The organism is Umezawaea sp. Da 62-37, from assembly GCF_032460545.1.
Taxonomy (GTDB): Bacteria; Actinomycetota; Actinomycetes; order Mycobacteriales; family Pseudonocardiaceae; genus Umezawaea.
Map to the genome: position 1 here is coordinate 5,919,665 of NZ_CP135965.1, position 24,894 is coordinate 5,944,558.

At 70.9% G+C, this 24,894-nt stretch carries 24 protein-coding genes and 1 tRNA gene; 10 read left to right on the forward strand and 15 right to left on the reverse strand.

The window, feature by feature from the left end; genetic code table 11:
* Position 1: 1 nt before the first annotated feature.
* From cysS to RM788_RS27235, 7 genes are all read right to left on the reverse strand, one after another.
* The gene (cysS, locus tag RM788_RS27205) at positions 2–1,396 is read right to left on the reverse strand and encodes a cysteine--tRNA ligase (protein WP_315920263.1); all 1,395 of its coding nucleotides are present in this window, start codon (positions 1,394–1,396) and stop codon (positions 2–4) included.
* Between the two features lie 46 nt (positions 1,397–1,442).
* Entirely contained in the window at positions 1,443–2,090 is a 648-nt protein-coding gene (locus tag RM788_RS27210) for an HAD family hydrolase (protein WP_315920264.1), read from the reverse strand.
* 85 nt (positions 2,091–2,175) lie between these two features.
* A complete protein-coding gene (locus tag RM788_RS27215; protein ID WP_315920265.1) occupies positions 2,176–2,571 on the reverse strand; it encodes a PPOX class F420-dependent oxidoreductase in 396 nt (131 codons plus the stop codon).
* Positions 2,572–2,612: 41 nt separating this feature from the next.
* Positions 2,613–3,002, reverse strand: a complete 390-nt coding sequence (locus RM788_RS27220; protein ID WP_315920266.1) for a PPOX class F420-dependent oxidoreductase — start codon at positions 3,000–3,002, stop codon at positions 2,613–2,615.
* Positions 2,999–3,463: a 2-C-methyl-D-erythritol 2,4-cyclodiphosphate synthase gene (gene ispF, locus RM788_RS27225; RefSeq protein WP_315920267.1), complete on the reverse strand. Its 465-nt coding sequence runs from the start codon at positions 3,461–3,463 to the stop codon at positions 2,999–3,001. Before ispF ends, RM788_RS27220 begins: the two co-directional genes overlap by 4 nt.
* The gene (ispD, locus tag RM788_RS27230; protein ID WP_315920268.1) at positions 3,460–4,152 is read right to left on the reverse strand and encodes a 2-C-methyl-D-erythritol 4-phosphate cytidylyltransferase; all 693 of its coding nucleotides are present in this window, start codon (positions 4,150–4,152) and stop codon (positions 3,460–3,462) included. The genes ispF and ispD overlap by 4 nt, the downstream gene beginning before the upstream one ends.
* 28 nt (positions 4,153–4,180) lie before the next feature.
* The gene (locus tag RM788_RS27235; protein WP_015097852.1) at positions 4,181–4,669 is read right to left on the reverse strand and encodes a CarD family transcriptional regulator; all 489 of its coding nucleotides are present in this window, start codon (positions 4,667–4,669) and stop codon (positions 4,181–4,183) included.
* 293 nt (positions 4,670–4,962) lie between these two features.
* On the opposite strand from RM788_RS27235, the gene RM788_RS27240 reads away from it, so the two are divergent.
* From RM788_RS27240 to RM788_RS27250, 3 genes are all read left to right on the forward strand, one after another.
* Entirely contained in the window at positions 4,963–5,751 is a 789-nt protein-coding gene (locus tag RM788_RS27240; RefSeq protein ID WP_315920269.1) for a copper chaperone PCu(A)C domain-containing protein, read from the forward strand.
* An 86-nt stretch (positions 5,752–5,837) separates the two neighbouring features.
* Positions 5,838–7,211 carry a DNA repair protein RadA gene (gene radA, locus RM788_RS27245; protein ID WP_315920270.1) on the forward strand — a complete coding sequence of 458 codons (1,374 nt, stop codon included), beginning with the start codon at positions 5,838–5,840 and terminating at the stop codon, positions 7,209–7,211.
* 214 nt (positions 7,212–7,425) lie between these two features.
* Positions 7,426–7,581: a hypothetical protein gene (locus RM788_RS27250; RefSeq protein ID WP_315920271.1), complete on the forward strand. Its 156-nt coding sequence runs from the start codon at positions 7,426–7,428 to the stop codon at positions 7,579–7,581.
* A 120-nt stretch (positions 7,582–7,701) separates the two neighbouring features.
* On the opposite strand, the gene otsB is transcribed toward RM788_RS27250, so the two are convergent.
* From otsB to RM788_RS27265, 3 genes are all read right to left on the reverse strand, one after another.
* A complete protein-coding gene (gene otsB / locus RM788_RS27255; protein WP_315920272.1) occupies positions 7,702–10,236 on the reverse strand; it encodes a trehalose-phosphatase in 2,535 nt (844 codons plus the stop codon).
* A 48-nt stretch (positions 10,237–10,284) separates the two neighbouring features.
* Positions 10,285–11,721, reverse strand: a complete 1,437-nt coding sequence (locus RM788_RS27260; protein WP_315920273.1) for an alpha,alpha-trehalose-phosphate synthase (UDP-forming) — start codon at positions 11,719–11,721, stop codon at positions 10,285–10,287.
* An 83-nt stretch (positions 11,722–11,804) separates the two neighbouring features.
* A complete protein-coding gene (locus RM788_RS27265) occupies positions 11,805–13,208 on the reverse strand; it encodes a threonine/serine exporter family protein (protein WP_315920274.1) in 1,404 nt (467 codons plus the stop codon).
* Between the two features lie 304 nt (positions 13,209–13,512).
* Here RM788_RS27265 and RM788_RS27270 point away from each other — a divergent pair.
* Positions 13,513–13,588 (forward strand) — tRNA-Thr (locus RM788_RS27270).
* A 172-nt stretch (positions 13,589–13,760) separates the two neighbouring features.
* Here the strand turns inward: RM788_RS27270 and RM788_RS27275 are convergent.
* Entirely contained in the window at positions 13,761–14,567 is an 807-nt protein-coding gene (locus RM788_RS27275; RefSeq protein ID WP_315920275.1) for a hypothetical protein, read from the reverse strand.
* A complete protein-coding gene (locus RM788_RS27280) occupies positions 14,564–15,055 on the reverse strand; it encodes a SigE family RNA polymerase sigma factor (protein ID WP_315920276.1) in 492 nt (163 codons plus the stop codon). The genes RM788_RS27275 and RM788_RS27280 overlap by 4 nt, the downstream gene beginning before the upstream one ends.
* 515 nt (positions 15,056–15,570) lie before the next feature.
* Between RM788_RS27280 and RM788_RS27285 the strand changes: the two genes are divergently transcribed.
* The 3 genes from RM788_RS27285 to mgrA all read left to right on the forward strand — a co-directional run bounded on the left by RM788_RS27285 (position 15,571) and on the right by mgrA (position 18,199).
* The gene (locus RM788_RS27285) at positions 15,571–16,623 is read left to right on the forward strand and encodes a hypothetical protein (protein WP_315920277.1); all 1,053 of its coding nucleotides are present in this window, start codon (positions 15,571–15,573) and stop codon (positions 16,621–16,623) included.
* Between the two features lie 60 nt (positions 16,624–16,683).
* The gene (locus tag RM788_RS27290) at positions 16,684–16,965 is read left to right on the forward strand and encodes a helix-turn-helix domain-containing protein (protein WP_315920278.1); all 282 of its coding nucleotides are present in this window, start codon (positions 16,684–16,686) and stop codon (positions 16,963–16,965) included.
* A gap of 208 nt (positions 16,966–17,173) precedes the next feature.
* Positions 17,174–18,199 carry an L-glyceraldehyde 3-phosphate reductase gene (gene mgrA, locus RM788_RS27295; RefSeq protein ID WP_315920279.1) on the forward strand — a complete coding sequence of 342 codons (1,026 nt, stop codon included), beginning with the start codon at positions 17,174–17,176 and terminating at the stop codon, positions 18,197–18,199.
* Between the two features lie 59 nt (positions 18,200–18,258).
* On the opposite strand, the gene RM788_RS27300 is transcribed toward mgrA, so the two are convergent.
* Both RM788_RS27300 and RM788_RS27305 read right to left on the reverse strand, forming a co-directional pair.
* Positions 18,259–19,650 (reverse strand): sensor histidine kinase, encoded by a 1,392-nt coding sequence (locus tag RM788_RS27300; protein WP_315920280.1) that lies wholly within the window; start codon positions 19,648–19,650, stop codon positions 18,259–18,261.
* Positions 19,647–20,345, reverse strand: a complete 699-nt coding sequence (locus RM788_RS27305) for a response regulator transcription factor (RefSeq protein WP_315920281.1) — start codon at positions 20,343–20,345, stop codon at positions 19,647–19,649. Before RM788_RS27305 ends, RM788_RS27300 begins: the two co-directional genes overlap by 4 nt.
* 148 nt (positions 20,346–20,493) lie before the next feature.
* On the opposite strand from RM788_RS27305, the gene RM788_RS27310 reads away from it, so the two are divergent.
* Genes RM788_RS27310 through RM788_RS27320 form a run of 3 tightly spaced genes read left to right on the forward strand, consistent with a single transcriptional unit; the run spans position 20,494 to position 23,125 of the window.
* On the forward strand, positions 20,494–21,858 hold the full coding sequence (locus tag RM788_RS27310) for a ferredoxin reductase family protein (RefSeq protein WP_315920282.1): 1,365 nt from the start codon (positions 20,494–20,496) through the stop codon (positions 21,856–21,858).
* Positions 21,859–21,869: 11 nt separating this feature from the next.
* Entirely contained in the window at positions 21,870–22,370 is a 501-nt protein-coding gene (locus RM788_RS27315; RefSeq protein WP_315920283.1) for an FMN-binding protein, read from the forward strand.
* 2 nt (positions 22,371–22,372) lie between these two features.
* Positions 22,373–23,125 carry an FAD:protein FMN transferase gene (locus RM788_RS27320; protein ID WP_315920284.1) on the forward strand — a complete coding sequence of 251 codons (753 nt, stop codon included), beginning with the start codon at positions 22,373–22,375 and terminating at the stop codon, positions 23,123–23,125.
* A gap of 566 nt (positions 23,126–23,691) precedes the next feature.
* On the opposite strand, the gene RM788_RS27325 is transcribed toward RM788_RS27320, so the two are convergent.
* Positions 23,692–24,711 carry an ADP-ribosylglycohydrolase family protein gene (locus RM788_RS27325; protein ID WP_315920285.1) on the reverse strand — a complete coding sequence of 340 codons (1,020 nt, stop codon included), beginning with the start codon at positions 24,709–24,711 and terminating at the stop codon, positions 23,692–23,694.
* Between the last annotated feature and the right edge of the window lie 183 nt (positions 24,712–24,894).

The following is a 24,894-nucleotide window of genomic DNA, read 5'->3' on the forward strand; positions in this document are numbered from 1 at the left end:
CTCAGTCGTCCCTCAATGTCCACTGCGAACCGTCGGGGTTGTCCTCGACGGCGATGCCTGCGGCCTTCAGGCGGTCGCGCAACGCGTCCGCCTTGGCGAAGTCCCGGTCCTTGCGGGCCCGCAGGCGTTCTTCCAAGACGTGCTCCACCAGTGCGACGAGCGCCTGGCGGGCACCTGTGTCCGTGCTCGTGGACTCGTTCCACTTCGGCGACAGCGGATCAAGGCCGAGCAGGTCGGCCATGCCGCGCACGCAGGCCGCGGCTTCGCGCGCGGCCAGGTCGTCGCCCGCGTCGAGCGCGGTGTTGCCCTCGCGGACCTTGTTGTGCAGCGCGCCGGTCGCCTGCGGGGTGCTCAGGTCGTCGTCCATCGCGGTGACGAACTCGGGGCACAGCTCGGTGCCCAACGGCACGACACCGGTCCGCTGCACCACGCGGCGCAGGAACGACTCGACGCGGCGGTACGCCGACACCGACTCCTCCAGCGCGCCCTCGGAGTACTCGATGGTCGACCGGTAGTGCGGGGTCACGAGGTAGTAGCGCAGCTCGGGGGCGCGCACCCGGTTCAGCATCTCCGGGATCGACACCACGTTGCCGAGCGACTTCGACATCTTTTCACCGCTCATGGTGACCCAGGCGTTGTGCATCCAGTACCGCGAGAAGCCGTCGCCGACCGCACGGGACTGCGCCTGCTCGTTCTCGTGGTGCGGGAAGATCAGGTCGATGCCGCCGCCGTGGATGTCGAACTCCCGGCCGAGGTACTCAGTCGCCATCGCCGAGCACTCCAGGTGCCAGCCGGGACGGCCCGCGCCCCACGGCGTCGGCCACGACGGCTCACCGGGCTTCGCACCCTTCCACAGCGTGAAGTCGCGCGGGTCCCGCTTGCCCGTCGCCGCCGACTCGCCCTGGAACACCTCGTCCAGCTTCTGACCCGACAGCGCCCCGTACCCGTCGAACGAGCGCACCGCGAAGTAGACGTCGCCGTCCGCCGCGTAGGCGTGCCCCTTGTCGATGAGCCTGCGCATCAGGTCGACCATCTGCGTCACGTGGCCGGTCGCCCTCGGCGCGTACGACGCGGGCAGGCAGCCCAGCGAGTCGTACGCGTCCTCGAACGCCCGCTCGTGCGTGTACGCCCACTCCCACCACGGCCTGCCGTGCTCGGCGGCCTTGGTGAGGATCTTGTCGTCGATGTCCGTGACGTTGCGCACCAACCGCACGTCAGCGCCGTCGCGGCCCAGCCAGCGGCGGAGGACGTCGAAGTTCAGCCCGCTGCGCACGTGGCCGATGTGGGGTACGCCCTGCACGGTCGCCCCACACACGTAGATCGACGCCGTCCCGTTGACCAGCGGGTGGAACTCCCGCATGCTCCGGGTCGCGGTGTCGTACAGGTGGAGGCTCACATCACGAATGGTACGGCCGCGGGCCCTACCGGGGTGAATCGACCGCTCAAACGGGGATAATGCCGTGCTTCTGGAGCACTGCCAGCAGCGCACCCGGCCGAGCGGAGGTCTCCAGCGGCTCGACGATCGCGACCTTGCTCCCGACCGCCTCCGCGCCCCCGTCGGCCTCCTCGCTGTCCCCCACCATCAGCACCTCGGCCGGGTCGACCCGCAGCCGCTCGCACGTCAGCAGGAAGATCTTCGGGTCGGGCTTGATCATCCCCACCTCGTAGGACAGGACGACCTCGTCCACCAGGTGGTCGACGCCGTACCGCCGCAGCACCGCCCGGATGTCCCAGCCGGTGTTGCTCAGCACCGCCACCCGCAGGCCGGCCTCGGACACCTTGCGCAGGGCTTGGAACGTGTCCGGGTACGCCCGCCAGTAGGCCGCGCTCACCAGCCGCTCGTAGAACGTCAGCGCCGCGCCCGGCTCGGTGAGCCCCGCCGCCTGCAACGCCACCACGTGGACGTCCCGGTGCAGATCGGCGTCCAGGTCGCGCCTGCGCCAGGCGTCCTCCATCTCCGGCGTCAGGCCGTCCGCCACCCCGACCGGGGCCGTGAGCGCGCGCATGAGGTCCCCGTGCGCGTCCAGCGCCTCGTGTTCGAGGCGGAAGAGGGTTCCGGAGAAGTCGAAGAGCACCGCGCGGATGGCCATGGGGTCAACCTATGTTGGTCTGGACCATCTAGGGGAGTGTTTGTGACCGCTCCCGCCCACCCGGCGGCTTCTTCGCCGACGCGGGTCAGGCCGCGTAGCCGGTGATCTTGTCCGGGGTGAGGCGGATGACGACGCGGACGGCGTCGGGGCCGTCGGCGGTGTAGTCCTCGCCCCGGTACTTGCGGGACAGCTCGTCGATGAGTTCGCGGCCGCCCTCGGTCGACAGGGTGGCGGTGCCGCGGACCTCGATGTAGCTGTAGGGCTGCTGGAGGTCGAAGACGCTGACGCTGACGCGGGGGTCGCGCCTCAGGTTCTTGTCCTTCTTGCGGCCCTCGACGGTGGACATGAGGAGGTCGTCGCCGTCGCGCTTGATCCACACGACGGAGGTCTGCGGGCTGCCGTCGGGGTTGATGGTGGCGATGGTGGCGAAGTTCTTGTCGTCGAGCAGTGCCCGGCCGGTGTCGCTGAGTGAGGTAGCCATCCGCCCAGGCTAGGGAAGATCAGCGCCGCGCACCGGTTGGGTCAGGCGACGTGGCCGGTGACCTTGGTCGGGGTGACGCGCAGGACGACGCGCACCTGGCCTTCGGCGGGCGGTTCGTGGTCCTGGCCGGTGTACTTCAGGGACAGCTGGTGGCCGACGACGAGTCCGACGTCCTCGGTGATGGTGGTGGTGCCGCGGATCTCGGCGTACGCCTCCGGGTCGGCCAGGTCGAAGACGGTGACGCTGGCGCGCGGGTCGCGGCGGAGGTTGAGCTCCTTGCGGCGGTCGCGCAGGGTCGAGAACAGCAGGTCGTCGCCGTCGCGGGCGACCCAGAGGACCGACGACTGCGGGCTGCCGTCCGGGTTCGTGGTGCAGAGGACGGCGTAGTTCCGGGCGTCCAGCAGGGCGCGCACTGTGTCGTTGAGGATCATGCGACCACGAGCAGCGCGGTGGCCATGGCGGCGATGCCCTCGCCGCGGCCGGTGAGACCGAGGCCGTCCGTGGTGGTGCCGGACACCGACACCGGGCCGCCCACGGCCTCGGACAGCGCCAGTTCGGCCTCGGCGCGGCGCTTGCCGATCTTCGGGGCGTTGCCGATGACCTGCACGGCGGCGTTGCCGACCTGGTAGCCCGCCTCCTCGATCAACCGGCGGACCTCCTTGAGCAGCACCACGCCGCGCGCACCGGACCAGCGGGGGTCGCTGGTGCCGAACACGGCGCCCAGGTCGCCCAGGCCCGCGGCGGACAGCAGGGCGTCGCACAGGGCGTGCGCGGCCACGTCGCCGTCGGAGTGGCCGTCGCAGCCGTCGACGCCCTCCCACAGCAGGCCCGCCACCCAGCAGTCGCGGCCCGCCGCGATCGGGTGGACGTCCGTGCCGATGCCGACCCTCAAGCTGATCCTCCTGCGAGCAGTGCCTCGGCTACCGCGAGGTCGAACGGAGTCGTGATCTTCATCGCGTTCGCGTGCCCTGCGACAGTCGTCACAGGAAGACCGAGGAGTTCCACGAGACCCGCGTCGTCGGTCGCCTGCACACCGGACGCGTGAGCGCGCAGCAGCACGTCCGCGGCGAAGCCCTGCGGGGTCTGCACGACCCGCAGCGCGGCGCGGTCCGGCGTCGCGACGACCCTGCCGTCGGCGTCGACCTGCTTCACGGTGTCCGCCATCGGCAACACCGGGATGACGGCGGGCCGACCCGACTCGACGGCCTCGACCACGCGGCGGATGACCTCGGCGGGCGTGAAGGCGCGCGCGGCGTCGTGCACGAGCACGATGCGCGTGTCGGGGATCTCGCGGAGTGCGTACTCCAACGCGAGACGAACGGAGTCGGTGCGCTCGGCACCGCCCGCAAGCACGTGCACCGCCCCGCCGGCCGAAGCCAGCGAGGCGGTCACGGTGCACATTGTGTCCACATCGGACGGTGGGGCAGCGACTACGACGTGTTGCACGCATCCCGCGTCGAGCAGGCCGCGCACGGCACGAACCAGAAGCGGAACCCCGTTGACCGGTACGAGCGCCTTGGCCATGCCGTAGCCGAGACGCTCACCCCGACCCGCCGCGGGCACCAGCGCGACAACGCTCATGTCCGTGGTCCGAGTGGAGGCCGTGCGGTCAGGACGCGGTAGCGAGGACTTCGTCGAGGAGCACTTCTGCTTTGTCCTCGTCGGTGCCCTCGGCCAGCGCCAGTTCGCTAACCAGTATCTGCCGAGCCTTCGCCAGCATCCGCTTCTCGCCCGCGGACAGCCCGCGGTCCTTCTCGCGCCGCCAGAGATCGCGCACCACTTCGGCTACCTTGTTCACGTCGCCAGACGCGAGCTTCTCAAGATTGGCCTTGTACCGCCGCGACCAGTTGGTCGGCTCCTCGGTGTGGGGAGCACGCAAGACCTCGAAGACTTTGTCGAGACCCTCTTGGCCGACAACGTCGCGCACGCCTACGATCTCGGCGTTGTCAGCGGGCACGCGGACCGTGAGATCGCCTTGTGCGACCTTCAGGACGAGGTACTTCTTCTCCTCGCCCTTGATCAGCCGGGTCTCGATTGCTTCGATGAGAGCGGCACCGTGGTGCGGGTAGACGACGGTCTCTCCGACCTTGAAAACCATGTGTCCTCTGCCCCTTTCGCTACCCCCATCCTAACACGTCGAGCAATCCCCACACCGGTCTCCGGAGTTGGGTAATGGCTGGTCAGGGCCATGCGGGGGGTTGACAAACCGGGTGTCCACGTGCAACACCTATGGTCGGACGCGCTCCGTTCGCATCCCAGATGAGGCCGAACGCGCCCTCCGGGGCACCGCGTTCCGCCCCCTCCGGGCTCGCCGGTTAGGCTCCTGCACTGGTGGTCGGCCCTGTTCCGGGCGGGCCCTATCGCCGGTACACCAGGAAGGATCCTGCAACCGTGGGTCGCGCAGAGCAGAAGTCCCGCCTCGCCGTCGTGGTCGCGCTCGCTACGGGCCTCGGGCTCGCCGCGGCCGGGTGCAGCGCCGGTCAGATCACGCAGACCGACACCCAGGTCGCCGCGGTCAACGGCTCCTCGGGCCAGGTCGGTTCCATCGCGGTGCGCGACGCGCAGTTCGCCTTCCCGACCTCCGGCAAGTGGTACGAGTCGGGTGACGACGCCGGGGTCGTGGTGGTGGTCGTGAACAACGGCACCACCGCCGACAAGCTCCTCTCGGTCACCAGCGAGATCGCCACCGCGCCCGCCGAGCTGAGCGGCGACGTGGACCTGGAGCCCCAGACCTCGATCGCCTCGCTGTTCGCCGACCTCGACCGGTCGAGCACGTCCGCGAGCCCGTCGGTCACGAAGACCTCGACGCCGTCCGGCAGCTCGTCGGTCGCGCCGTCCGGCTCCTCCTCCTCGGCCGCCGCGTCGTCCGCCGCCTCGTCGTCCACGGTGGAGTCCTCGGGGTCCTCGTCGTCGAGCAGCGCCGCGGTGACCGGCACCAGCACGGCGGGTTCCAGCGCGGCCTCGTCGGCCGCCGGCGCGTCGTCGTCGGCCCCGTCGTCGTCGAGCGCGGCCGCCGAGCCGGGCAAGGTGACGATCACGCTGAAGAAGCTGGCCAAGGAACTCCGCCCCGGTAACACGGTCAAGGTCACGTTCCTGTTCGAGAAGGCGGGCCCGCTCACGCTGGAGCTGCCGATCGGCGCCGACCCCGAGCCGCGCGCCGAGGGCAAGTCCGAGCACTGACGCGAGGTTTTCCGAGAAGGGCCCCGCCGATCCGGCGGGGCCCTTCCGCGTTCGGGACTGTCGGTGGGGTCAACTAGCGTTGCGGTGTGCCAAACAAGGTTCGCGCGCCCCGTCCCCAGTACCGCTGCGCGGAGTGCGGGACCGAGTTCGCCAAGTGGGTCGGCCGGTGCTCGGAGTGCCAGGCCTGGGGCAGTGTCGAGGAGCGCGGCGCGGCGACCCCGCTGGCGCGGATCGTGGCCGGTGCGCCGACGTCGCGGGCGCGGCCGATCGGCGAGGTCGACATCGAGTCGGCGCGGGCGACGAAGACGGGTGTGGACGAGCTGGACCGGGTGCTCGGCGGCGGGCTGGTGCCGGGTGCGGTGGTGCTGCTGGCGGGCGAGCCGGGTGTCGGCAAGTCGACGCTGCTGCTGGAGGTCGCCTACCAGTGGTCGTCCACGGTGGGCCGCAGCCTCTACCTGACCGGTGAGGAGTCCGCGGGGCAGGTGCGGTTGCGGGCCGAGCGCACCGGGAACCTGCACGGCGAGATGTACCTGGCGGCCGAAAGCGACCTTTCGGCCGTGCTGGGGCAGGTGGACGAGGTGAAGCCCAGCCTGCTGATCATCGACTCGGTGCAGACCATGTCCTCGATGAACGTCGACGGCGTGTCGGGCGGTGTGAGCCAGGTGCGGGCGGTGGCCGCGGGGCTGATCGCGCTGGCCAAGGAGCGCAACCTGCCGGTCGTGCTGGTCGGCCACGTGACGAAAGACGGCTCCATCGCCGGTCCGCGGGTGCTGGAGCACCTGGTGGACGTGGTGCTCCAGTTCGAGGGCGACCGGCACTCCACGCTGCGGCTGCTGCGCGGCATCAAGAACCGCTACGGCGCGGCCGACGAGGTCGGCTGCTTCGAGCTGCGCGACGACGGCATCGTCGGCGTCCCCGACCCGTCGGGCCTGTTCCTGAGCAGGCGCGACCAGGCCGTCGAGGGCACGGCGGTCACGGTGATCGTCGAGGGCAAGCGCCCCATGCTCGGCGAGGTCCAGGCGCTCGTCACCAAGACGAACCTGCCCGCGCCCCGCCGCGCGGTGAGCGGCCTGGACTCCGCCCGGATCGCCATGGCGCTGGCCGTGCTGGAGAAGCGCGGCAAGGTCAACCTGTTCCAGAAGGACGTGTTCACCGCCACCGTCGGCGGCATGAAGCTCACCGAACCCGCCGCCGACCTCGCCGTCGTGCTCGCGGTGGCTTCCGCCGAACGCGAGATCGCCCTGCCCGCGGACCTCGTGGTGCTCGGCGAAGTCGGCCTGGCGGGCGAGATCCGCCGCGTCAACGGCGTCGGCAAGCGGCTCGCGGAGGCACTGCGCCTCGGCTTCACCAAGGCCCTCGTGCCACCGGACGCCGGGCCGCTGCCGGAGGGCGTGCGGGTGCTGGTGGCGCACGACCTGCTGACGGCGCTGGACGTGCTGGGGCTGAACAAGGGGAAGTGACTCCCGCTTTCGTTTTGCGGTGGCGTGGTGGCGACGGTGAGCGGGCGCACGGTGATGCCCCCGGCTCACTCCAGGCCCGAGGACGTACGACCACACGGGATCGAAGCCGTGCACCAGGACGAGTTCCTGCTCGATCAACTGGACCTGTCGCCCGCGACCGTGCTCGCCTGCTTGGACAGGCAGGTCTCGCGCTACCGCCGCGAACCCACCTGCCGTGGACGACCCCTACCGGCTCCGGGTCGCGTCCGCGCGGCCCTTGGGGGAGGTGTTCCGCCCGGTCGAGCGGCCGGTGGCCGAGCGCGACGAACGGCGGACGTGGATGACACCGAACTGGTGGCGGCTGTCGTCGTTCATGGCGGGTCCTCGCTGACGTCCGGCGCGACTGGGCACCCCCAACACGGCGTGGGACGCGAAAAGGTTCACCGACCACCCCGGAACACGCCTGAGGCCCCCGCGGTGGCGCTGCGGGGGCCTCAGGTGCGAGCGGTTGCTACGTGGTCGCCGACAGCAGCTGGGCGCAGCGGATCAGACCCAGGTGGCTGTACGCCTGCGGGTGGTTGCCCAGCGAGCGTTCGGCGATCGGGTCGTACTCCTCGGGCAGCAGGCCGGTCGGGCCCGCGGCGTCGACCATCTGCGCGAACAGCTCCTCGGCCTCGGTGCGCCTGCCGGTGAGCAGGTAGGCCTCGATCATCCAGGCCGCGCAGAGGTGGAAGCCGCCCTCGTCGCCGGGCAGGCCGTCGTCGCGCCGGTACCGGTACACGGTCGAGCCGCTGCGCAGCTCGGCCTCGATCGCGGTGACGGTGGACTGGAACCGCTCGTCGGCCGGGTCGATCAGCCCGGACAAGCCGACGTGCAGCGAGGCCGCGTCGAGGTCGTAGTCGTCGTAGGCCGTGGTGAAGGACTGGGCTTCGTCCTTCCAGCCGTTCTTCAGCACGTCGGTGGAGATCGTGTCGCGCAGGATCGGCCACGACGGGTCGATGGCGCGGCCGTAGGCCTCACCCAGCTTCACCGCGCGGTCGATGGTGACCCAGCACATGACCTTGGAGTACACGTGGTGGCGCGGCGCGTGCCGCTCCTCCCAGATGCCGTGGTCGGGCTCGTGCCAGCGCCGCGCGACGGCCTCGGCCATGGCCTGCACCATCAGCCAGTCCTGGTCGGTCACCGCGCCGCGAGCTTCGGCCAGCTTCACGACGAGGTCGACCACGGGGCCGAAGACGTCGAGCTGGACCTGCTGGTTCGCGAGGTTGCCCACGCGGACCGGACGGGAACCCGCGTAGCCGGGCAGCGTGTCGATCACGGCCTCGGCGCCGAGCATGGTGCCCTGCAACGTGTACAGCGGGTGCAGCCGCTCCGGGCCGGGCAGCGTGGCCAGCACGCCGTGCACCCAACCGAGGAACGCCTCGGCCTCCGAGGTGGAGCCCACCGACACCAGCGCCTGCGCGGTCAGCGCCGCGTCGCGCAGCCAGCAGTAGCGGTAGTCCCAGTTGCGGATGCCGCCCAGTTCCTCGGGCAGCGACGTGGTCGCCGCGGCCATGATCGCGCCGGTCTCGGCGTGCACCAGGCCCTTGAGCGTCAACGCCGACCGCATGACGAGGTCGGTCTCCAGCGGCGGCAGGTCCAGCGTCTTCGCCCAGTCCGACCAGTACGCGCCCGCCCGCTCGCGGCGGTCGGACTCGCTGATCGTGGCGTCGGACAGGTCGTCCGTGCCGCAGCGCAGCTCCAGCAGGATCGGCGCCCCCTCGCGCGGCCGGACGACCGCGCGGGCGGTCTCCTGGAGGCCGTCGGAGGTGATCTCCCAGTCGACGCCGGGGGAGCGCAGCACCATCGGGTCGGACGTGCCGACCACGCGCAGGCCCTCGCGCTCGCGCAGCAGCCGCACGGGCACCTGGCCGAACTCCGGTCGCGGCGCGAACGTGATCACCGCGTTGGTGGAGCCGCTGATCCGCCGGATCACGTCCGTGCGGTGCGAGGCGCTGTAGTGGTCCAGGTAGTCCGACACGAGCAGTCGGGACCACCGGGTCTCCACGATCATGGTGCCGGGCAGGTAGCGCTGCCCCAGCGGCAGCGAGCCGTGCTCGGGCTTGATCGAGAAGTGGCCCGCCTCCGGGCCGCCGAGCAGGTCCGCGAACACCGCGGCCGAGTCCGGCTCCGGGTGGCACAGCCAGTTGATCCGCGCGTCCGGGGTGACCAGGGCGACGGACCGCTCGTTGGCCAGCATGGTCAGCCGCTCGATCGGCACCGCCTGGTCGCCGTGCAGCCAGTTCCGGCGCTCCTCCAGGAGGAACGCCAGCACCGTCGCGACGTCGGTGGTGTCCTGGATCGTGTACTCGGCCAGGGACTCGCCCTCGCCGACCTTGATGCCGACGTCCGGCCCGGACAGCCGGGCGAACGCCTTCTCGTCGGTCACGTCGTCGCCGACGAAGACCGCGGCGGTCGCGCTGACCCGGTGCCGCAGCACGTCGAGCGCGTGGCCCTTGTCGGTCTGCACGACGGCGAGCTCGACGACGGCCTTGCCCTCGGTGACGTGGACGCCTTCCCAGGTGCACGGGCCGGAGCGGACCGCGTCGAGCACGGCCTGCCCGACGCTCGCCTCGGCGCGGCGGACGTGCACCGCGATGCTGGCGGGCTTGACCTCGAGCCCGACGCCCTCGCTGCCGTCGACCAGCTGCTCCAGCTCGGCCTCGAGCCTGCGGTGCAGCGCCTTGGCGTCGGCGTCGAGCGCGTGCACGAAGCCGACGTCGAACTCGGAGCCGTGCGAACCGACCAGGTGCACCTCGGAGGGGAGCCGCGACAGTGTCGCGAGGTCCCGCAGGGCGCGGCCGGAGATGACTGTGGTGGTGGTCTCGTGGAGTCCGGCCAGCGAACGCAACGCGCCCACCGACTCGGTCATCGGTCGGGCCTGTTCGGGGTCGGCGACGATCGGTGCAAGTGTCCCGTCGTAGTCGCACGCCACCAGCAGGCGTGGGGTACGAGCCAGCTGCACGATCGCTCGGCGCAGGTCCGCGGGGAGGGCCTCGGCGGTCAACGCCCCTCCTCTTTTTTAGATGGGACAGGTCAGGTGATCTGAAATGATTCAGACCGAGGTCTGCGTGCCTAGCGCTTCAAGGAACGACCGCGCCCAGCGGTCGACGTCGTGCGTGAGGACTTGGCGTCGCAGGGCGCGCATCCTACGGCGGCCCTCGGCGGGGTCGATGGTGAGGGCGGACTCCAAAGCGTTCTTGACGCCGTCCAGGTCGTGGGGGTTCACCAGGTACGCGCTGGTCAGCTCGGAAGCCGCCCCGGCGAACTCGCTGAGCACCAGCGCGCCGCCGAGGTCGTACCTGGTGGCCACGTACTCCTTGCACACGAGGTTCATGCCGTCGCGGACCGGCGTCACCACCATGACGTCCGCCGCGCTCATGAACGCGGCCAGCTCCTCGCGGTTCACCGACTGGTGCAGGTAGTGCACGACCGGCCGCCCGACCCGCGCGAACTCGCCGTTGATCCGGCCGACGATCTGCTCGATGTCGCCGCGCATCGTCTTGTAGTGCTCGACCCGCTCCCGGCTCGGCGTGGCCAACTGCACCATCGCCACGTCCTCGGGATCGATCCGGCCGTCCTCCAGCAGCTCGTGCAGCGCCTTCAGCCGGACGTCGATGCCCTTGGTGTAGTCGAGCCGGTCGACGCCGAGCAGGATCTTCTTCGGGTTCCCGAGGTCTTCGCGGAGCTGCTTGGCGCGCGCCTGCACGTCCTTGCGGCGCGCCAGCGCGTCCAGGCCCGCCGAGTCGATCGAGATCGGGAACGCGCCCACGCGCACCGTGCGGTCGCCGACCTGCACGACACCGGGCTTGGTGCGCACGCCGACCGCGCCGCGGCTGGGCTCGAGGCCGACCAGGCGGCGGGCCAGCCAGAGGAAGTTCTGCGCGCCGCCGGGGCGGTGGAAGCCCACCAGGTCCGCGCCCAGCAGGCCGCGGATGATCTCCGTGCGCCACGGGAGCTGCATGAACAGCTCGACGGGCGGGAACGGGATGTGCAGGAAGAAGCCGATCTTCAGGTCGGGCCGCTGCTCGCGCAGCATCGCCGGGACCAGTTGCAGCTGGTAGTCCTGCACCCACACCGTCGCGCCCTGCGCGGCCACCTTCGCGGTCGCGTCGGCGAAGCGCTGGTTGACCCGCGTGTAGGCGTTCCACCAGTGCCGGTGGAACGCGGGTGGCGCGACCACGTCGTGGTAGAGCGGCCAGAGGGTGCCGTTGGAGAAGCCCTCGTAGTAGTCCTGGACCTCGTCGGCGCTCAGGCGCACCGGGTGCAACTGGAGGCCGCCCTCCTCGAACGCGTCCACCTCCGCGTCGGCGACACCGGGCCAGCCGATCCACGCGCCGCTGTGCGTCCGCAGGAACGGTTCGAGCGCGCTGACCAGGCCACCGGGGCTGTGCTTCCAGCGTTCGGTACCGTCGGGCAACCGTTCCAGGTCTACCGGCAGGCGGTTCGCGACGACCAGGAAGTCCGCACCGTTCTCGCCAATGCTGCTCACCGGAAAAGCGCCTCCTGTATTCGATTCGCCCAGCTTGAGGGTAGAGGGCGGGTACCTCGGGGAATGCCCCCGCGTAGCACCCGTCACACCGGGTTCACCCGAGTCGACGCAGTGCGGGGCGTCACGAACCGCCGTTCGAGGCGGCCGAGACCGCTGCGGACGGGGCGGGCGAGGTGCTCGCCCAGCACCACGCCGCCCGCCAGCGCGAGCGCGATGCCGGTCGCCAGCACGAGCGTCGACAGGCCAGCGGAGTCGCCTTCGGCGGTGAGCTGGTAGAGCCCGCGGTAGATCGTCCAGCCGGGCAGCAGCGGCCCTATGCCCGCCACGGACACGACCAGCGTGGGGATGCGCAGCCGCCGGGACAGGACCGCGCCGCCGAAGCCCACCAGCGCGGCCGCGACCCCGGAGCTGGTGATCGCGTTCGTCCCGGTGACCGCCAGCAGCCCGTACGACGTCGTGCCGACCGCGCCCGCGACCGCCGCGACCAGCAGCGCCCTCGGCTGCGCGTAGCTCGCCATGGCGAAGCAGAACGAGGTCGCGGCGCCCGCGGCGAACTGCACCGGGACGTCGGTGATCAGCGCGGGCAGCGGCTCCGCGATCGAGGTCTGGATCCCGAACTGCACACCCGCCCGCAGCGCCAGCGCGATGCCGGAGATCAGTCCCGCCGTGAGCAGCGCGATCTCCACCGTCCTGCCCGCCGCGGTGACGTTGTAGCCGCTGATCGCGTCCTGCACGGTGCTCACCAGCGACAGCCCGGACAGCAGCACCACGATCCCGACCGCGACCAGCATCGACGGCCGCACGCTCGGCAGCAGGTCCGTGGCGTACATGACCAGCGCGGCCCCCGTGGCCAGCGCCCCGCCGACCACCTGCTGGAAGAAGAACGGCAGGTTCCGCCGGTTCAGCACCCGGCCGACCCGGTCCAGCACGGCGGTCACGAACGCCGCCGTCAACGCCAGCAGCGGCCCGCCGCCGACCAGGACCGCCACCCCCGCCGCCATGCCCGCCCACGCCGCCGTGGCGACCCAGCGCGGGTACGGGTGCGGCGCCGTGGTGATCCGGTCCAGCTCCGCGTGGGCGTCGCGCGGCGTGATCGCGCCGGACTTCATCCGGCCGATCAGCAGCTCCAGTTCGGCCAGCCGCGTGAAGTCCAGGCTGCGCGACCGCACCACCCGCAACGTGGTGATCGGCGCGGCCTCGGTGCCGCGGTGGCAGCACACCGTGATCGCGGTGAACGTCACGTCCACCTCGGTGTGGGGAAGGCCATACGCGGCCGTCACGTCGATGATCGTGGCCGTCACGTCCGCCGCCCCGACCCCGCTCGCCAGCTCCGCCTCGCCCACCCGCAGCGCCAGGTCCAGCACCAGGTTGACGGTCGACTCGTCCAGCGGCACCGGACCGAACACCGCGGCCTGCGGTTTCGGCTGGTCAACGCTGGTCCGCGTGCTCCGACGCAGCCAACTGGGACGTGCGCGACCCAGGCTCACCCCGAGCCACCTCCTCCGGTTCGTACTCCGACTCAACAGGTCGCCACGCCGACCGTCGCACACTTCCGCTTGTGTTGTCCGCCACCCCTGAACGGGTTACCCAGGCAGGGGGAACCGGTCACGCAGAGTTGATCATGTACTGGTCCTGGTCAAGGGCTCTGTGCAGCGGTTTCACGCTCGTCGGCCACTGCTCCGGATGGGACGAGGGGTCCATTCGGACGAGCCGAGTCGCACTTGGCTCACACCGTTCGCCGCAGGTGGCACCCACTGCTGGCGCTTAGGATGTCCCAGGTCTTCTGGCCAAGCCGGTGTAGCTCAATTGGCAGAGCACTCGCCTTGTAAGCGAAAGGTTAGGGGTTCAAGTCCCCTCACCGGCTCCACCCCTGACCAGCGGGTTCGCTGGCCAGGGGACGGATCGGTGATCCGGAGGGGTCCCAGCTCGCCGTTGGGCGGGGTGGACACCCGCCCGCGCCCCCGCAGCCGGATCGCCTCCTGGCCGAGAACGACCGATGGCCGGCCACCGAGGTGACCGGCCATCCACCACGAACCTCGTCACCACTTGTCGGAGGTGACGATCGCCTTCAGCTGGTCGAGGGTCAGCGGGGCCTGCGGCGCGTAGAGATCACTGCCCGGCGAGCCGATCTCAGCGCCCGAGGGATCCCCCTGGTTGCCGATCTGCATCAAGACCATCGTCCCGTCGGGCCGCTTGAGGCACGCCAGGTGCGACACCGCGCCGGGAGCCCGATGCCCGGTCCCGATCGCCAGCCGGGAGCCGTCGGGCAGCGTGCTGACGTCGCAGTCGATGCGGCTGTAGCCGCACCACGAGTCGGGCTCGGAACCGTTGGGACCCATCACCAGGCTGAAGCTCCCGGTGACGCCCGCGGAGGTCAGGGTCCCGCCGACCATCGCGTGGGTGGAGGCGTCCGGAACCTCCGGCGACAGCGGCGACAGCGTCACGATCGACCCTGGCTCCGGCGGCGGCTCCGAGGGCCTGTTCGAGGGCGCGGGAGTGTTCGACATGATGTGTTCCTGGGTCACCTCGAACGTCGCGGTGTCGCCGAGCACCACCCTGAACCGGGCGATCAGCTCATCCGGCGAGTGGGGGACCGGGCCGCGCGGCGTCGGCGGTGCGGCCGTCGACGAGGCGCTCGGCCAGCCTGCGGTCTGGGTGCCGGAGTCGCTCGGTACCAGCAACACCACACCCGCGACCAGACCCGCCACCGCGACGACGGTGGCCGCGACGGGTACCAGCCGCATGGCCCGCCGCGGCCGCGGGGCCGGTGCCATGCCCATGGCAGCGGCGTCGGCGCGCCGCTCCAGCTCGGTGAAGGCGTCGTGGAGGGTGCGCAGGTCGTTCATGAGGTCTCCTGGAAGTCGGGGGCGCTGGCGGTGAGGTCGACGCGCAGAACTTTGAGGGCCCGGTGGATCTGGCTGCGCACGGTCGGTTCCCGGCACCCCAGCTGCGCGGCGATCTCCCTGTCGGACAGGCCCGCGTAGTAGCGCAGGACCACGGCCGCGCGCTGCTTCCTGGGCAGACCGGCGAGGCGGCGGATCATCGCGTCCCGCTCGGCGCGCTCGTCCGCGCCGTCGGAGATCGCGATCGGCCCGACCTCGGCGCGCGGTGACATCCGGGTCAGCCTCCTGCGCCAGGACAGGTACTCGTTGACGACCATCCGCCGCACGTAGGCGTTCGGCTCGGCCATCACCGAGATCCGCTCCCAGCGCTCGAACGCCCGGCCCAGCACGTCGCTCACCAGATCCTCGGCCAGCCATGTCCGGCACGTCAGGACCGTGGCGAACCGCATCAGCGCGGGACGCTGCCTTGCCACGTATTCAGCGAACTCCATCGGCCACTCCCGATCGTCGACGACCTCGATTTCGCACCCCTAATGCGGAAGTGACCCCATTCGTTGCATCCGTTCCCCCGACGGTCGCCGAGAGCCTTCCCTCCCGCTCCGGCCGCTTTCGCACCCGCCCTAGTGCCTCGGTGGTGCCGCGACAACCCGTTGGACGCCATGGGATTGGCTCCGAGCTGGGAAAACGCCCCCGTCCTGCTGTCGGTGGCACCGGAGCGCCCGCTGCCCCCAGCGCGGGCGCGAGTGCGCTGGGACGGTGTGGGACGGGGGCGTTGGACGGTCGGTCGGGCCGTAGGACGACGCCTCGACCAGCGGCGATCGTCCACCACCGTGGAACCGGCGGGGGAACGGTGGTAAGGACGAGTCCCGCGTGAGCAGGGCCGACTGCGAGCGCACAGGCGCCGCTGGTCGGTGGCCGGAACGCGGCGACACCCCGACCGGAGACGTGCCGAGGGGGTTCGCCGCACGGGGATCCCGACCCACCGCACTCAGGGGGTGTGACAGCCATGACGTCACCGCGTCCGGTCGATGGCGAACGGCGGTCGCCCGCCGAGGTCTTCCTGGGGGCCGTGCGCTCCCGGATCAGGCAGTCCGGCCTCGTCGTCCCGGAGGTGGCGAGGGACTGCCGGCAGCCCGTGCAGGTCGTGCGCGACGCGGTGCAGGGGCAGGTGGGCGAGTGGCCGCTCTACCGGCGGATCCTCGAGGTGTGCGGCGCGGACAAGGCGGCGGTCGCCCAGTTCCACGGCGCGTGGAAGCGCGCGAGGCCGGGGAGTCCGCCGTCGAACGTCGTGTCGATCTCGTCCAGGGCCCACCAGGCGGTGGACGGGGGACAGCCCGCCGTGCCGGTGGAGGACGGCGAACTGCGCGCGGCCACCCCGCGTGAATTCATCGCGGTGCTCCGGCTCGTCCAGATCCGATCGGGTTTCACGCCCGCGCAGATCGCCATCCGGTCGAACATCCCGCGCAGCACCGCGTACCGGTTCGTCGACAACAAGAAGAACACCGCGCTGCCGACGAAGGCCGATCAGGTGAAGGCGTTCCTCGTCGGTTGTCGATTACCCGAGAACCAGGTGCGGCGGGTCGTCCTGCTGTGGACGGATCTGCGCGAGGCCGAATCGGAGAAGCGGTCGTCGATCGGTGCCGAGGCCCTGGATCCGCTGGTCGGGGAAGGAGTCGACGCGACACCGGATCGATCCGGGAGCGCGGCGGATTCGCTCCAGTGGCTCGCCGATGAAATCGTCGGGAGGTCGAACGGCCGGGCGAGTTCGCCCGCCGAATTCCTGCGCTGGGGACTGGCCGTGGTCTACGTGCTCGTGACCACCGCGCTCGCCGCCGCACTGGTGATCTCCACGAGCGGCTGGGCGGCCGGGACCCAGGTGCTGGCGATCATGCTCGTCTGCGTCCTCTCCGCCGGGCTCGCCGCGTCGTGGTGCACGAACGTCGGGCGCTGGACCGCGAGGGGGTCCCGAAGGGGGAGTGCGACGGAGGACGCAGGCCTGGTCATCGAGAGTCCGGGAGCCGCGCCCGCCGTGATCGGGCTGGAGGAGCGGCAGGGGTAGCGCGACCCGTGCGATCAATTCGGTGGTGGTGTCGGTCGACGCCGCCCGTGGAGGGGTGCCGTGAAACTTTTCGAATCACTCAGCAAACGCGAGCACGAGGTTCTCGCGGTCGTCGCCGAGGACAAGACCGATAGGGAGATAGCCACTGCGCTCGGTATTCGCGAGCGCACCGTGCGGGCACACGTGAGTCGGATAATCCTCAAACTCGGCGTCGCCTCCAGAGTGGGTGCCGCGGTGGCGCTCGTGGAGTGGAAGTTGCGGGCCGAGTTCGATTCCCGCGGAGGTGGGGCCGCCGGTTGGTCGGCGGTAGTGGCGGGAACGCCAATGGATTCCGACCGGTGACGGTGCCACGATGTTCACAGGGGAGGGAGAGCACCGGCCCGGTGAACGGAAAAGGGGGATTCGGTTCACGGGCCGGTGCTGGAACAGGGGGACGGCAGGGCTCGGACGCGGGGGTGTCCGGGCCCTGCCGCTGTTCTCGGCTCGTGGAACGGCGGTTCCGGTCGGGCGCCGGGCTGCTCGCGGTGGGTGGACGTGACATCGTGGACGCATGGCCTACCTCCCGGATGAGTCGCGCTATGACCGGATGAGCTACCGCAGGTCGGGGCGCAGTGGATTGAAGCTGCCCGCGATCTCCCTGGGGCTGTGGCACAACTTCGGCGACGACCGGCCGTACGAGGCGGGGCGGGCGATCGTGCGGCGGGCGTTCGACCTGGGCATCACCCACTTCGACCTGGCCAACAACTACGGCCCGCCTTACGGCTCCGCCGAAACGAACTTCGGCCGCCTGCTGACCGACGACCTGCGCCCCTTCCGCGACGAACTCGTCATCTCCACCAAGGCCGGCTACGACATGTGGCCCGGCCCGTACGGGGACCACGGGTCGCGCAAGTACCTGCTGGCGTCACTGGACCAGTCGCTGGGCCGGATGGGCCTGGACCACGTCGACATCTTCTACTCGCACCGCTTCGACCCGGAGACGCCGCTGGAAGAGACGGTCGGCGCCCTCGTGAGCGCGGTCCAGCAGGGCAAGGCGCTCTACGTCGGCATCTCGTCCTACTCCGCGACGAAGACCCGCGAGGCAGCCGAACTGCTGCGCCAGGCGGGCGTGCCGCTGCTGATCCACCAGCCGTCCTACTCGATGCTGAACCGCTGGATCGAACCGGACCTGCTGGACGCCCTGGAAGAGGTCGGCGCGGGCTGCATCGCGTTCTCACCGCTCGGCCAGGGAATGCTCACCGACAAGTACCTCGACGGCGTACCGGAGGGCTCACGCGCCACCCAGGGCAAATCGCTTTCGACGGACCTGCTCTCCGACGAGAACCTGTCCCGCGTCCGCGCCCTCAACGACATCGCGTCCTCGCGCGGCCAGTCCCTCGCCCAGCTCGCGCTCACCTGGACCCTCCGCGACCCGCGGGTCACCTCGGCGCTCATCGGCGCCAGCTCGGTGCGGCAGCTGGAGGACAACGTGGCCGCGCTGGACGCGCCGCCGCTGACCGAGGACGAGATCGCCGGGATCGACGAGCACGCCGTCGAATCCGGCATCGACCTCTGGGCGCCCTCGCACGCCATCTAGCGCGGTGACCGCCGACCTCCGCCGGGTTCCGCGCCGAGACGCGCGAAACCCGGCGGGGATCAGGCGGGCAGCCGGATCGTGAACGCGGTGCGGCCGGGGCCGCTGTCGACCTCCACGGTGCCGCCGTGCGCGGTGACCAGGGACTGGACGACGGCGAGCCCGAGGCCGCTGCCGCCGCGGTGGCGGGCGCGGGAGTTGTCGACGCGGTAGAAGCGGTCGAAGATCCGCGCCTGGTCGGCGGCGGGGATGCCGGGGCCGGAGTCGACGACGGTGACACCGGTGGGGAACGCGCTCAGCGCGACCCCCGTCCCCGCGGGCGTGTGCACGGCCGCGTTGGTGAGCAGGTTGTCGAGCACCTGCCGCAGCCGCATCGGGTCGGCGCGCAGCCGGACGGGCGCGGTGCCGAAGTCGGTCGTCAGCGGGTGGTCGGGGTAGGCGGCGGCGAACGCGCTCGCGGCGTCCTCGGCCAGTTCCACGAGGTCGACCTCGCGCACCCGCAGCGGCGCTTCGACCTCGCCGGAGTCCAGTCGGGCGAGCAGCAGCAGGTCGTCGAGCAGCACGCTCATCCGCGCCGCCTCGTCCCGCATCCGCTCCAGGTGCGCCTCCCGCTCCGCGGGCTCGTTGGCCGCCGCGTACCGGAACAGGTCCGCGTACCCCCGCAACGACGTCAGCGGGGTCCGCAGCTCGTGCGAGGCGTCCGCCACGAACCGCCGCAACCTCTGCTCGGCGGCCGTCCTAGCGGCCAGCGACGAGTCGATGTGGTCGAGCATCGTGTTGAACGCCGTCCGCAGCTCCTCGACCTCGACACCCCCGCCTTGCCCGGACGCCCGCACCGGCAACCGCCCGGTGTCGGTCAGATCGCGGGTCGAGATCGTGTGCGCCGTGTCGGCCATGTCGCTCAACGGCCGCAGCCCGCGCCGCAGCACGCCCCGCCCGATCAGCACGAACGCCACCAGCGCGGCCAGGAAGACCACGACCTCCAGGCTGATCAGCTGGCGCAGGATGCTGTCGCGGTCGCCCGTGGGGGCGGCGCTGACCAGGACCAGGTCGTCGACGACGGCGCAGGCGCGGACCCGGTAGGTGCCCTCGCCGTCGAGGTGGACGGTCCGGTACAGCTCGCCGCCGTTGACGTCCCGCGCGACCTCGCTGACGTCGGAGAGGTCCTTGGGCCGGTCGCCGTTCTTCACGTCGACGGCCTCGCCGTGCACGGTGAAGACCATCGAGTACCAGCCCTGCGGCACCTTCTTCACGTTGCCGTAGGCCTTGACCGTCTCGGTCTCGGCGATCTGGGTGGCGCGCATCTGCTCGTCGAGCTTGCCGTCCAGGTAGCTCCGCATGCTGGTCGCCATGACCGTGCCGACCGCGGCGAACACGACCAGCGCCAGCGCCCCGAGGCCGAGCACCAGCCGGGTGCCCAGCCGGAGCCTGCCCAGCCGGAACCGGTCGGTCACGAAGAGGCCTGCCGGAGGACGTAGCCGACGCCGCGGATGGTGTGGATCAGGGGCTCCTCGCCGTCGTCGAGCTTGCGCCGCAGGTGCGACACGACCAGTTCGACCACGTTCGAGCGGCCGCCGAAGTCGTACTCCCACACGTGGTCGAGGATCTGCGCCTTGGTCAGCACCGCGGGGGAGCGGCGCATCAGGTAGCGCAGCAGCTCGTACTCGGTGGGCGTGAGCGTGATCAGCCTCGTGCCGCGCCGCACCTCGCGGGTGTCCTCGTCGAGCGCGAGGTCGCCCACCTTCAGCACCGAGCGCTGCCACGCGGGCCCGGTGCTGCGGCGCAGGACGGCGCGGAGCCTGGCCATCAGCTCTTCGACCGAGAACGGTTTCACCAGGTAGTCGTCGCCGCCCCTGGTGAGGCCCGCGACCCGGTCGGCGGTGCCGTCGCGCGCGGTGAGGAAGACCACGGGAACCATGGTGCCGGCTTCGCGGAGCCGGTCGAGGACGGAGAACCCGTCGAGGTCCGGGAGCATCAGGTCGAGCACCACGATGTCCGGGTGGAAGTCGACCGCTTCCTTGAGCGCGGCCTCGCCGCTGCCCGCGGTGACCGCGTTCCACCCCTCGTACCGGGCGACCGTCGCGACCAGGTCTGCGATGTGCGGCTCGTCGTCGACGACGAGCAATCGAACCGAATCGGCCTTGTCCACGTGCTCATGGTGGTGCACCGCCCCTCGGGGAGCGAGGCGATCGGAGAACCTCCGCGCCGATCAACAGCTGGTCGACAGCGTTCACCCAGTCGGCTCTCAGCTGGACATGGAAGCTTCAACCGGACAACGGCCAAGAGGAGATCGCCCCGTGACCACCGTCCAGACCCCCGTCGAACGGGCTCCCGCCCAGGTCGGCGGCACGAGTCCGAAGGTCGTCGCCCGAACCGGCCTGTACGTGCTGATGGCCGCCAACGTGGCCGTGGTCACCTACTTCTTCAGCCAGAGCGGCTTCGGCACGAACGCGCTGATCCTCATGGGCAGGGTCACCGGCCTGTACGGCACGCTGGTGATGGCGTTCCAGTTCCTGCTGATCGCCCGGCTGCCGTGGTTCGACCGCAGGCTCGGCATGGACCGGCTGACCACGTGGCACCGCTGGACCGGCTTCACCCTGCTCTGGCTGCTGCTCTCGCACGCGGTGCTCATCACCCTGGGCCACGCCCAGCTCGCCGACCTGCCCCCGGTGACCGAGGTGGTGGACCTGGCGACCACGGTCGAGGGCGTGCTGCGGGCGATCGTGGCGCTGTTCCTGATCATCGTGATCGGCGCCGCGTCCGCCCGCTACGCCCGGCGCCGGATGGCTTACGAGACCTGGCACTTCATCCACTTCTACGCCTACGTCGCCGTCGTGCTGGCGTTCACCCACCAGATCGCCGCGGGCTCGACGTTCAACTCCTCGGAGCCCGCCACCGCGTACTGGTGGGGCCTCTGGACGTTCGCGCTCGGCTCGGTGGTGGTCGGCCGGTTCGGGCTGCCGCTCTACCGCAACCTGCGCCACCAGTTGCGGGTCGCCGCCGTCGTGCCGGAGGCCGACAACGTGGTGTCGATCTACATCACCGGCCGCGACCTGCACCTGATGCCCGCGCGGGCCGGCCAGTTCTTCCTGTGGCGCTTCCTGACCCGCGACCGCTGGTACAAGGCCAACCCGTTCTCGCTGTCCGCCGCCCCGGACGGCCGGTCGCTGCGGCTGACCGCGAAGGCCGCCGGTGAGGGCAGCGCGAGCCTGCGGCACGTCAGGGTCGGCACCCGCGTGTTCGCCGAGGGGCCGTACGGCGCGTTCACCGCGATGCACCGCACGAGGCCGAACACGGTGCTGGTCGCGGGCGGTGTCGGCGTCACCCCGATCCGGGCGCTGCTGGAGGAGTTGCGCGGCCACGTGGTCGTGCTCTACCGGGTCAGCGACCCGCGCGACGCCGTGCTGCTCAACGAGCTGCGCGACCTCGCCCACGCCCGCGGCGCCGTCCTGCACCTGCTCACCGGCCCGTCCAGCGCCCCCACGCCCCGAGGTCCGCTGCTCGGCCCGCACAACCTGATCGCGCTGGCACCCGACATCCGCGACCGCGACGTGTTCGTCTGCGGCCCGCCCGCCATGACCGGCGCGGTGATGACCAGCCTTCGCGAGTTGAAGGTCCCCAAGCAGCAGGTGCACGCCGAACGCTTCAGCATGGCCGGTTGAGGAAGGACGACATGAAGATCCACAGGGCCATTCCGCTCGTCGCGCTGTCCATCGCGGGCCTGGTCCCGCTCTGGCTCTACGACCCGTCGGCCGCCGAGACCACGGAGGTCGCCGCCGACGTCGGCATCGTCCCGGAGGCGCAGACCGAGGCCACGACGGAACCCCCGACCACCACCACGTCCGCGCCCGCGGCCTCCGGCTACGGGACCGCGGCACCGCCCACCACCACCAAGCCCACCACGGCACAGGCCGTGAAAACGGTCAACGGCCCCGTGGTCAAGACCGTCCACGGCGACGTCCAGGTGCAGGTCACCTTCACCGGCGACAAGATCACCGCGGTCAAGTTCCTCAAGCAGCCCAACACCGGCCCGACCAAGATGGCCGCCCCGCTGCTGATCCAGGAAACCCTCCAGGCGGGCAGCGCCGACGTCGACAGCGTGTCCGGCGCGACCCAGACCAGCGAGGGCTACGTCACATCGCTCCAGGCAGCCATCGACGCCAAGGGGGAGTAGCCGTGCCCACCGGTCTGCGCAGGGTCGAACAGGTCATGGGACTCCCCGTCTCGGTCGACCTGCGCGACGACGACGAGCGGGCCCACCACGCCGTCGACCACGCCTTCGCCTGGCTGCACGAGGTCGACCTGCGCTTCAGCCCCTTCCGCCCCGACAGCGAGGTCTCCCGCCACGGCAGGTCGGAACTCGCACCGCAGGACCTGAGCGCCGACCTGACCCACGTCATCGACCTCTGCGACCACTACGAACGAAGCACCGGCGGCGCCTTCACCACCAGACTCCCCGACCACCCCTTCGACCCCTGCGCAGTCGTCAAAGGATGGGCCGTCCAAGGCGCCGCCGAAATGCTCCACGACGCCGGCGCCCGCCGCTTCTGCGTCAACGCGGGCGGCGACGTCGTCACCGCCGGCGAACCAGAACCCGACACCCCCTGGCGAGTAGGCATCCGCCACCCCGAACAGCCAGACCGGCTCTGCGCCGTACTAGCCCTCAACAACGGCGCCGTAGCCACCTCAGCCGCCTACGAACGCGGCGCCCACATCATCGACGGCCGCACCGGCAAACCAGCCAGAGGCCTACTCAGCATCACCATCACCGCCCCCGACCTGACCACCGCCGACACCGTAGCCACCGCCGCCTACGCCATGGGCCAAGAAGGCATCAGCTGGGCCGCCGCCCAACCGAACTGCGAAGTCTTCGCCGTCGACTCAGCCCACCGCGTCTTCCGCTCCCCAGGCCTACCAATCGCCACCTAGGTCCGAAGCGAAGCCAGGATGCCGTTCGGCGAGTCCGGCTGCTAAACCCGGAGCCAGGCCTTGTCGGCGCAGCCGATGCCGGCGAAGCCAGACTCCCCTCCTGCCCCCGATCCACAGCGCCCTCCTGCTCGCTCTTGATTGTCAAGGCATCTTTCCCACCTTGATAATCAAGAGCGAGCATTGAGACAATCGCGCGCCGGGGGCTGGGCTTCGCACGGTGGGCACAACGCGCACGAAGGCCGGGCTTCCCTCTTTCCCTGCACCCCAAGGCCCCCACCTCAAAGCCCCGCAACCTCCAAACCGGACACCCCGCTCTCACAGCGTCCACCGGGGGTGACGGTACGCACATGCCTCTGCTATCTTGCTGTGCAAGGGAGTTCTGCTCCCCATCCACGGAGTTGATCAAGAGCAAGTCGGGTTTCGCGCTCGGGGTGAGACCCGAACTGCTGTGGACCAACCCGTGGACGGAAGGCCCCGCGCACTCGTCTTCGGGAACCTGCGCGCGGGGCCTCCCCCCACTCCCGGCGGGGCTTACTCCGATCCGAGACACACTCCCAGCCGTACGCTCAGACGTACCGCGACTCGTCGAACTCCTCGCCGGAAGCCGATCTCCCAAGATCCCGCCCGAGTTCCGTCAACTCGTCCACCAGCTCCAGCCCGACCAGCCAATCCCGTGGCAGCACAGCCGTCCCGTGCAGCGCCCCCAGGATGTTCCCCGTCAACGCCGCCGTCGCGTCACTACCACCGGAGTGGTTCGCCGCGGCCCGCAGCGCGTCCACGAACTCGGACTTGCGCGGGTACACCAGGACTGTGTGGACGGCTATCGCCAGCGCTTCCGGCCCGGTCCACCCGCTGCCCAGCCGGTCGACCCGCACCGAGTCCAGCCCCAGTTCGCGGTGCTCCTCGGCGAAGACGACGGCCCGGTTCAACGCGTTCGCGGTGTACGGGTCGTCGCGCAGCACCCGGCCGATCACCTGGTCCACCGCTTCGCGCACGGGCCTGCCGCGCACCGCGAGCAGGTGGATCAGCAGCGCCATCGCCCCGCCGGACACCCATCCGCCCGTGCCGCCGTGGGTCAGCGCGGCGAACCGGCAGCCCAGGTCGTAGGCGATGGCCGCGCTCGGCGCGAACCCGGCGGGCGCGGTGCGGGTGACCCCGTTGCAGCCCGACGACTCGTTGTGCGGTTCCTCCGGGGTCGGCGGCACGTCCGCGGCCAGCGCCCGCAGGCACGTCAGCCCCGGCGACCGGCTCGAGTACAACCGCTCGTTCGCCAGCAGCCCGATCGCGCCGGGTTCGGGCGCGGCGATCTGCTGGGTCACCAGCCACCGCCGGTAGCTGTGCCACACGGTCTCGATGGGCTCCCACGCGCCGGTCTTGCGACCGTGCACGTACGCCCGCAGGTACCCGTCCGCGGTGAACAGGGTCAACTGCGTGTCATCGGTGACCAGGGCAGGCCGAGGAGGAGCGACGACCCCTTCGGGGCCGTGCTCGCGCTGGATGTCTGCCCAGCCCAGGTACTGCACCGGTGCGCCCAACGCGTCGCCGAGCGCACCTCCGAGCAGGCACGCGGCTCCACGGTCGACCACCGCCAAAGGGTCGCGCGGCACATGCCCTCCTGCTCTGCCGGTCGTGAGTCCAGAACCCTAGTCGCCCCGTCCCCGATCGCCGATCGCGACGGGCGTTCCCGAACGAAGTTCGTCCGGCAGGTATCTGAGCCAGGCGTGGAGCCACCTGAACCAGTGACCGGTCGAACACGGAACGCGGGGGTG

What these genes read in the sequence shown, in the direction of transcription:
- RM788_RS27210 (WP_315920264.1), bottom strand. Translation starts at nt 2,090, where the DNA reads ATGGCCATCCGCGCGGTGCTCTTCGACTTCTCCGGAACCCTCTTCCGC.
- RM788_RS27215 (WP_315920265.1), bottom strand. Translation starts at nt 2,571, where the DNA reads ATGGCTACCTCACTCAGCGACACCGGCCGGGCACTGCTCGACGACAAG.
- RM788_RS27220 (WP_315920266.1), bottom strand. Translation starts at nt 3,002, where the DNA reads ATGATCCTCAACGACACAGTGCGCGCCCTGCTGGACGCCCGGAACTAC.
- ispD (WP_315920268.1), bottom strand. Translation starts at nt 4,152, where the DNA reads ATGAGCGTTGTCGCGCTGGTGCCCGCGGCGGGTCGGGGTGAGCGTCTC.
- RM788_RS27235 (WP_015097852.1), bottom strand. Translation starts at nt 4,669, where the DNA reads ATGGTTTTCAAGGTCGGAGAGACCGTCGTCTACCCGCACCACGGTGCC.
- RM788_RS27275 (WP_315920275.1), bottom strand. Translation starts at nt 14,567, where the DNA reads ATGAACGACCTGCGCACCCTCCACGACGCCTTCACCGAGCTGGAGCGG.
- RM788_RS27280 (WP_315920276.1), bottom strand. Translation starts at nt 15,055, where the DNA reads ATGGAGTTCGCTGAATACGTGGCAAGGCAGCGTCCCGCGCTGATGCGG.
- RM788_RS27285 (WP_315920277.1), top strand. Translation starts at nt 15,571, where the DNA reads ATGACGTCACCGCGTCCGGTCGATGGCGAACGGCGGTCGCCCGCCGAG.
- mgrA (WP_315920279.1), top strand. Translation starts at nt 17,174, where the DNA reads ATGGCCTACCTCCCGGATGAGTCGCGCTATGACCGGATGAGCTACCGC.
- RM788_RS27315 (WP_315920283.1), top strand. Translation starts at nt 21,870, where the DNA reads ATGAAGATCCACAGGGCCATTCCGCTCGTCGCGCTGTCCATCGCGGGC.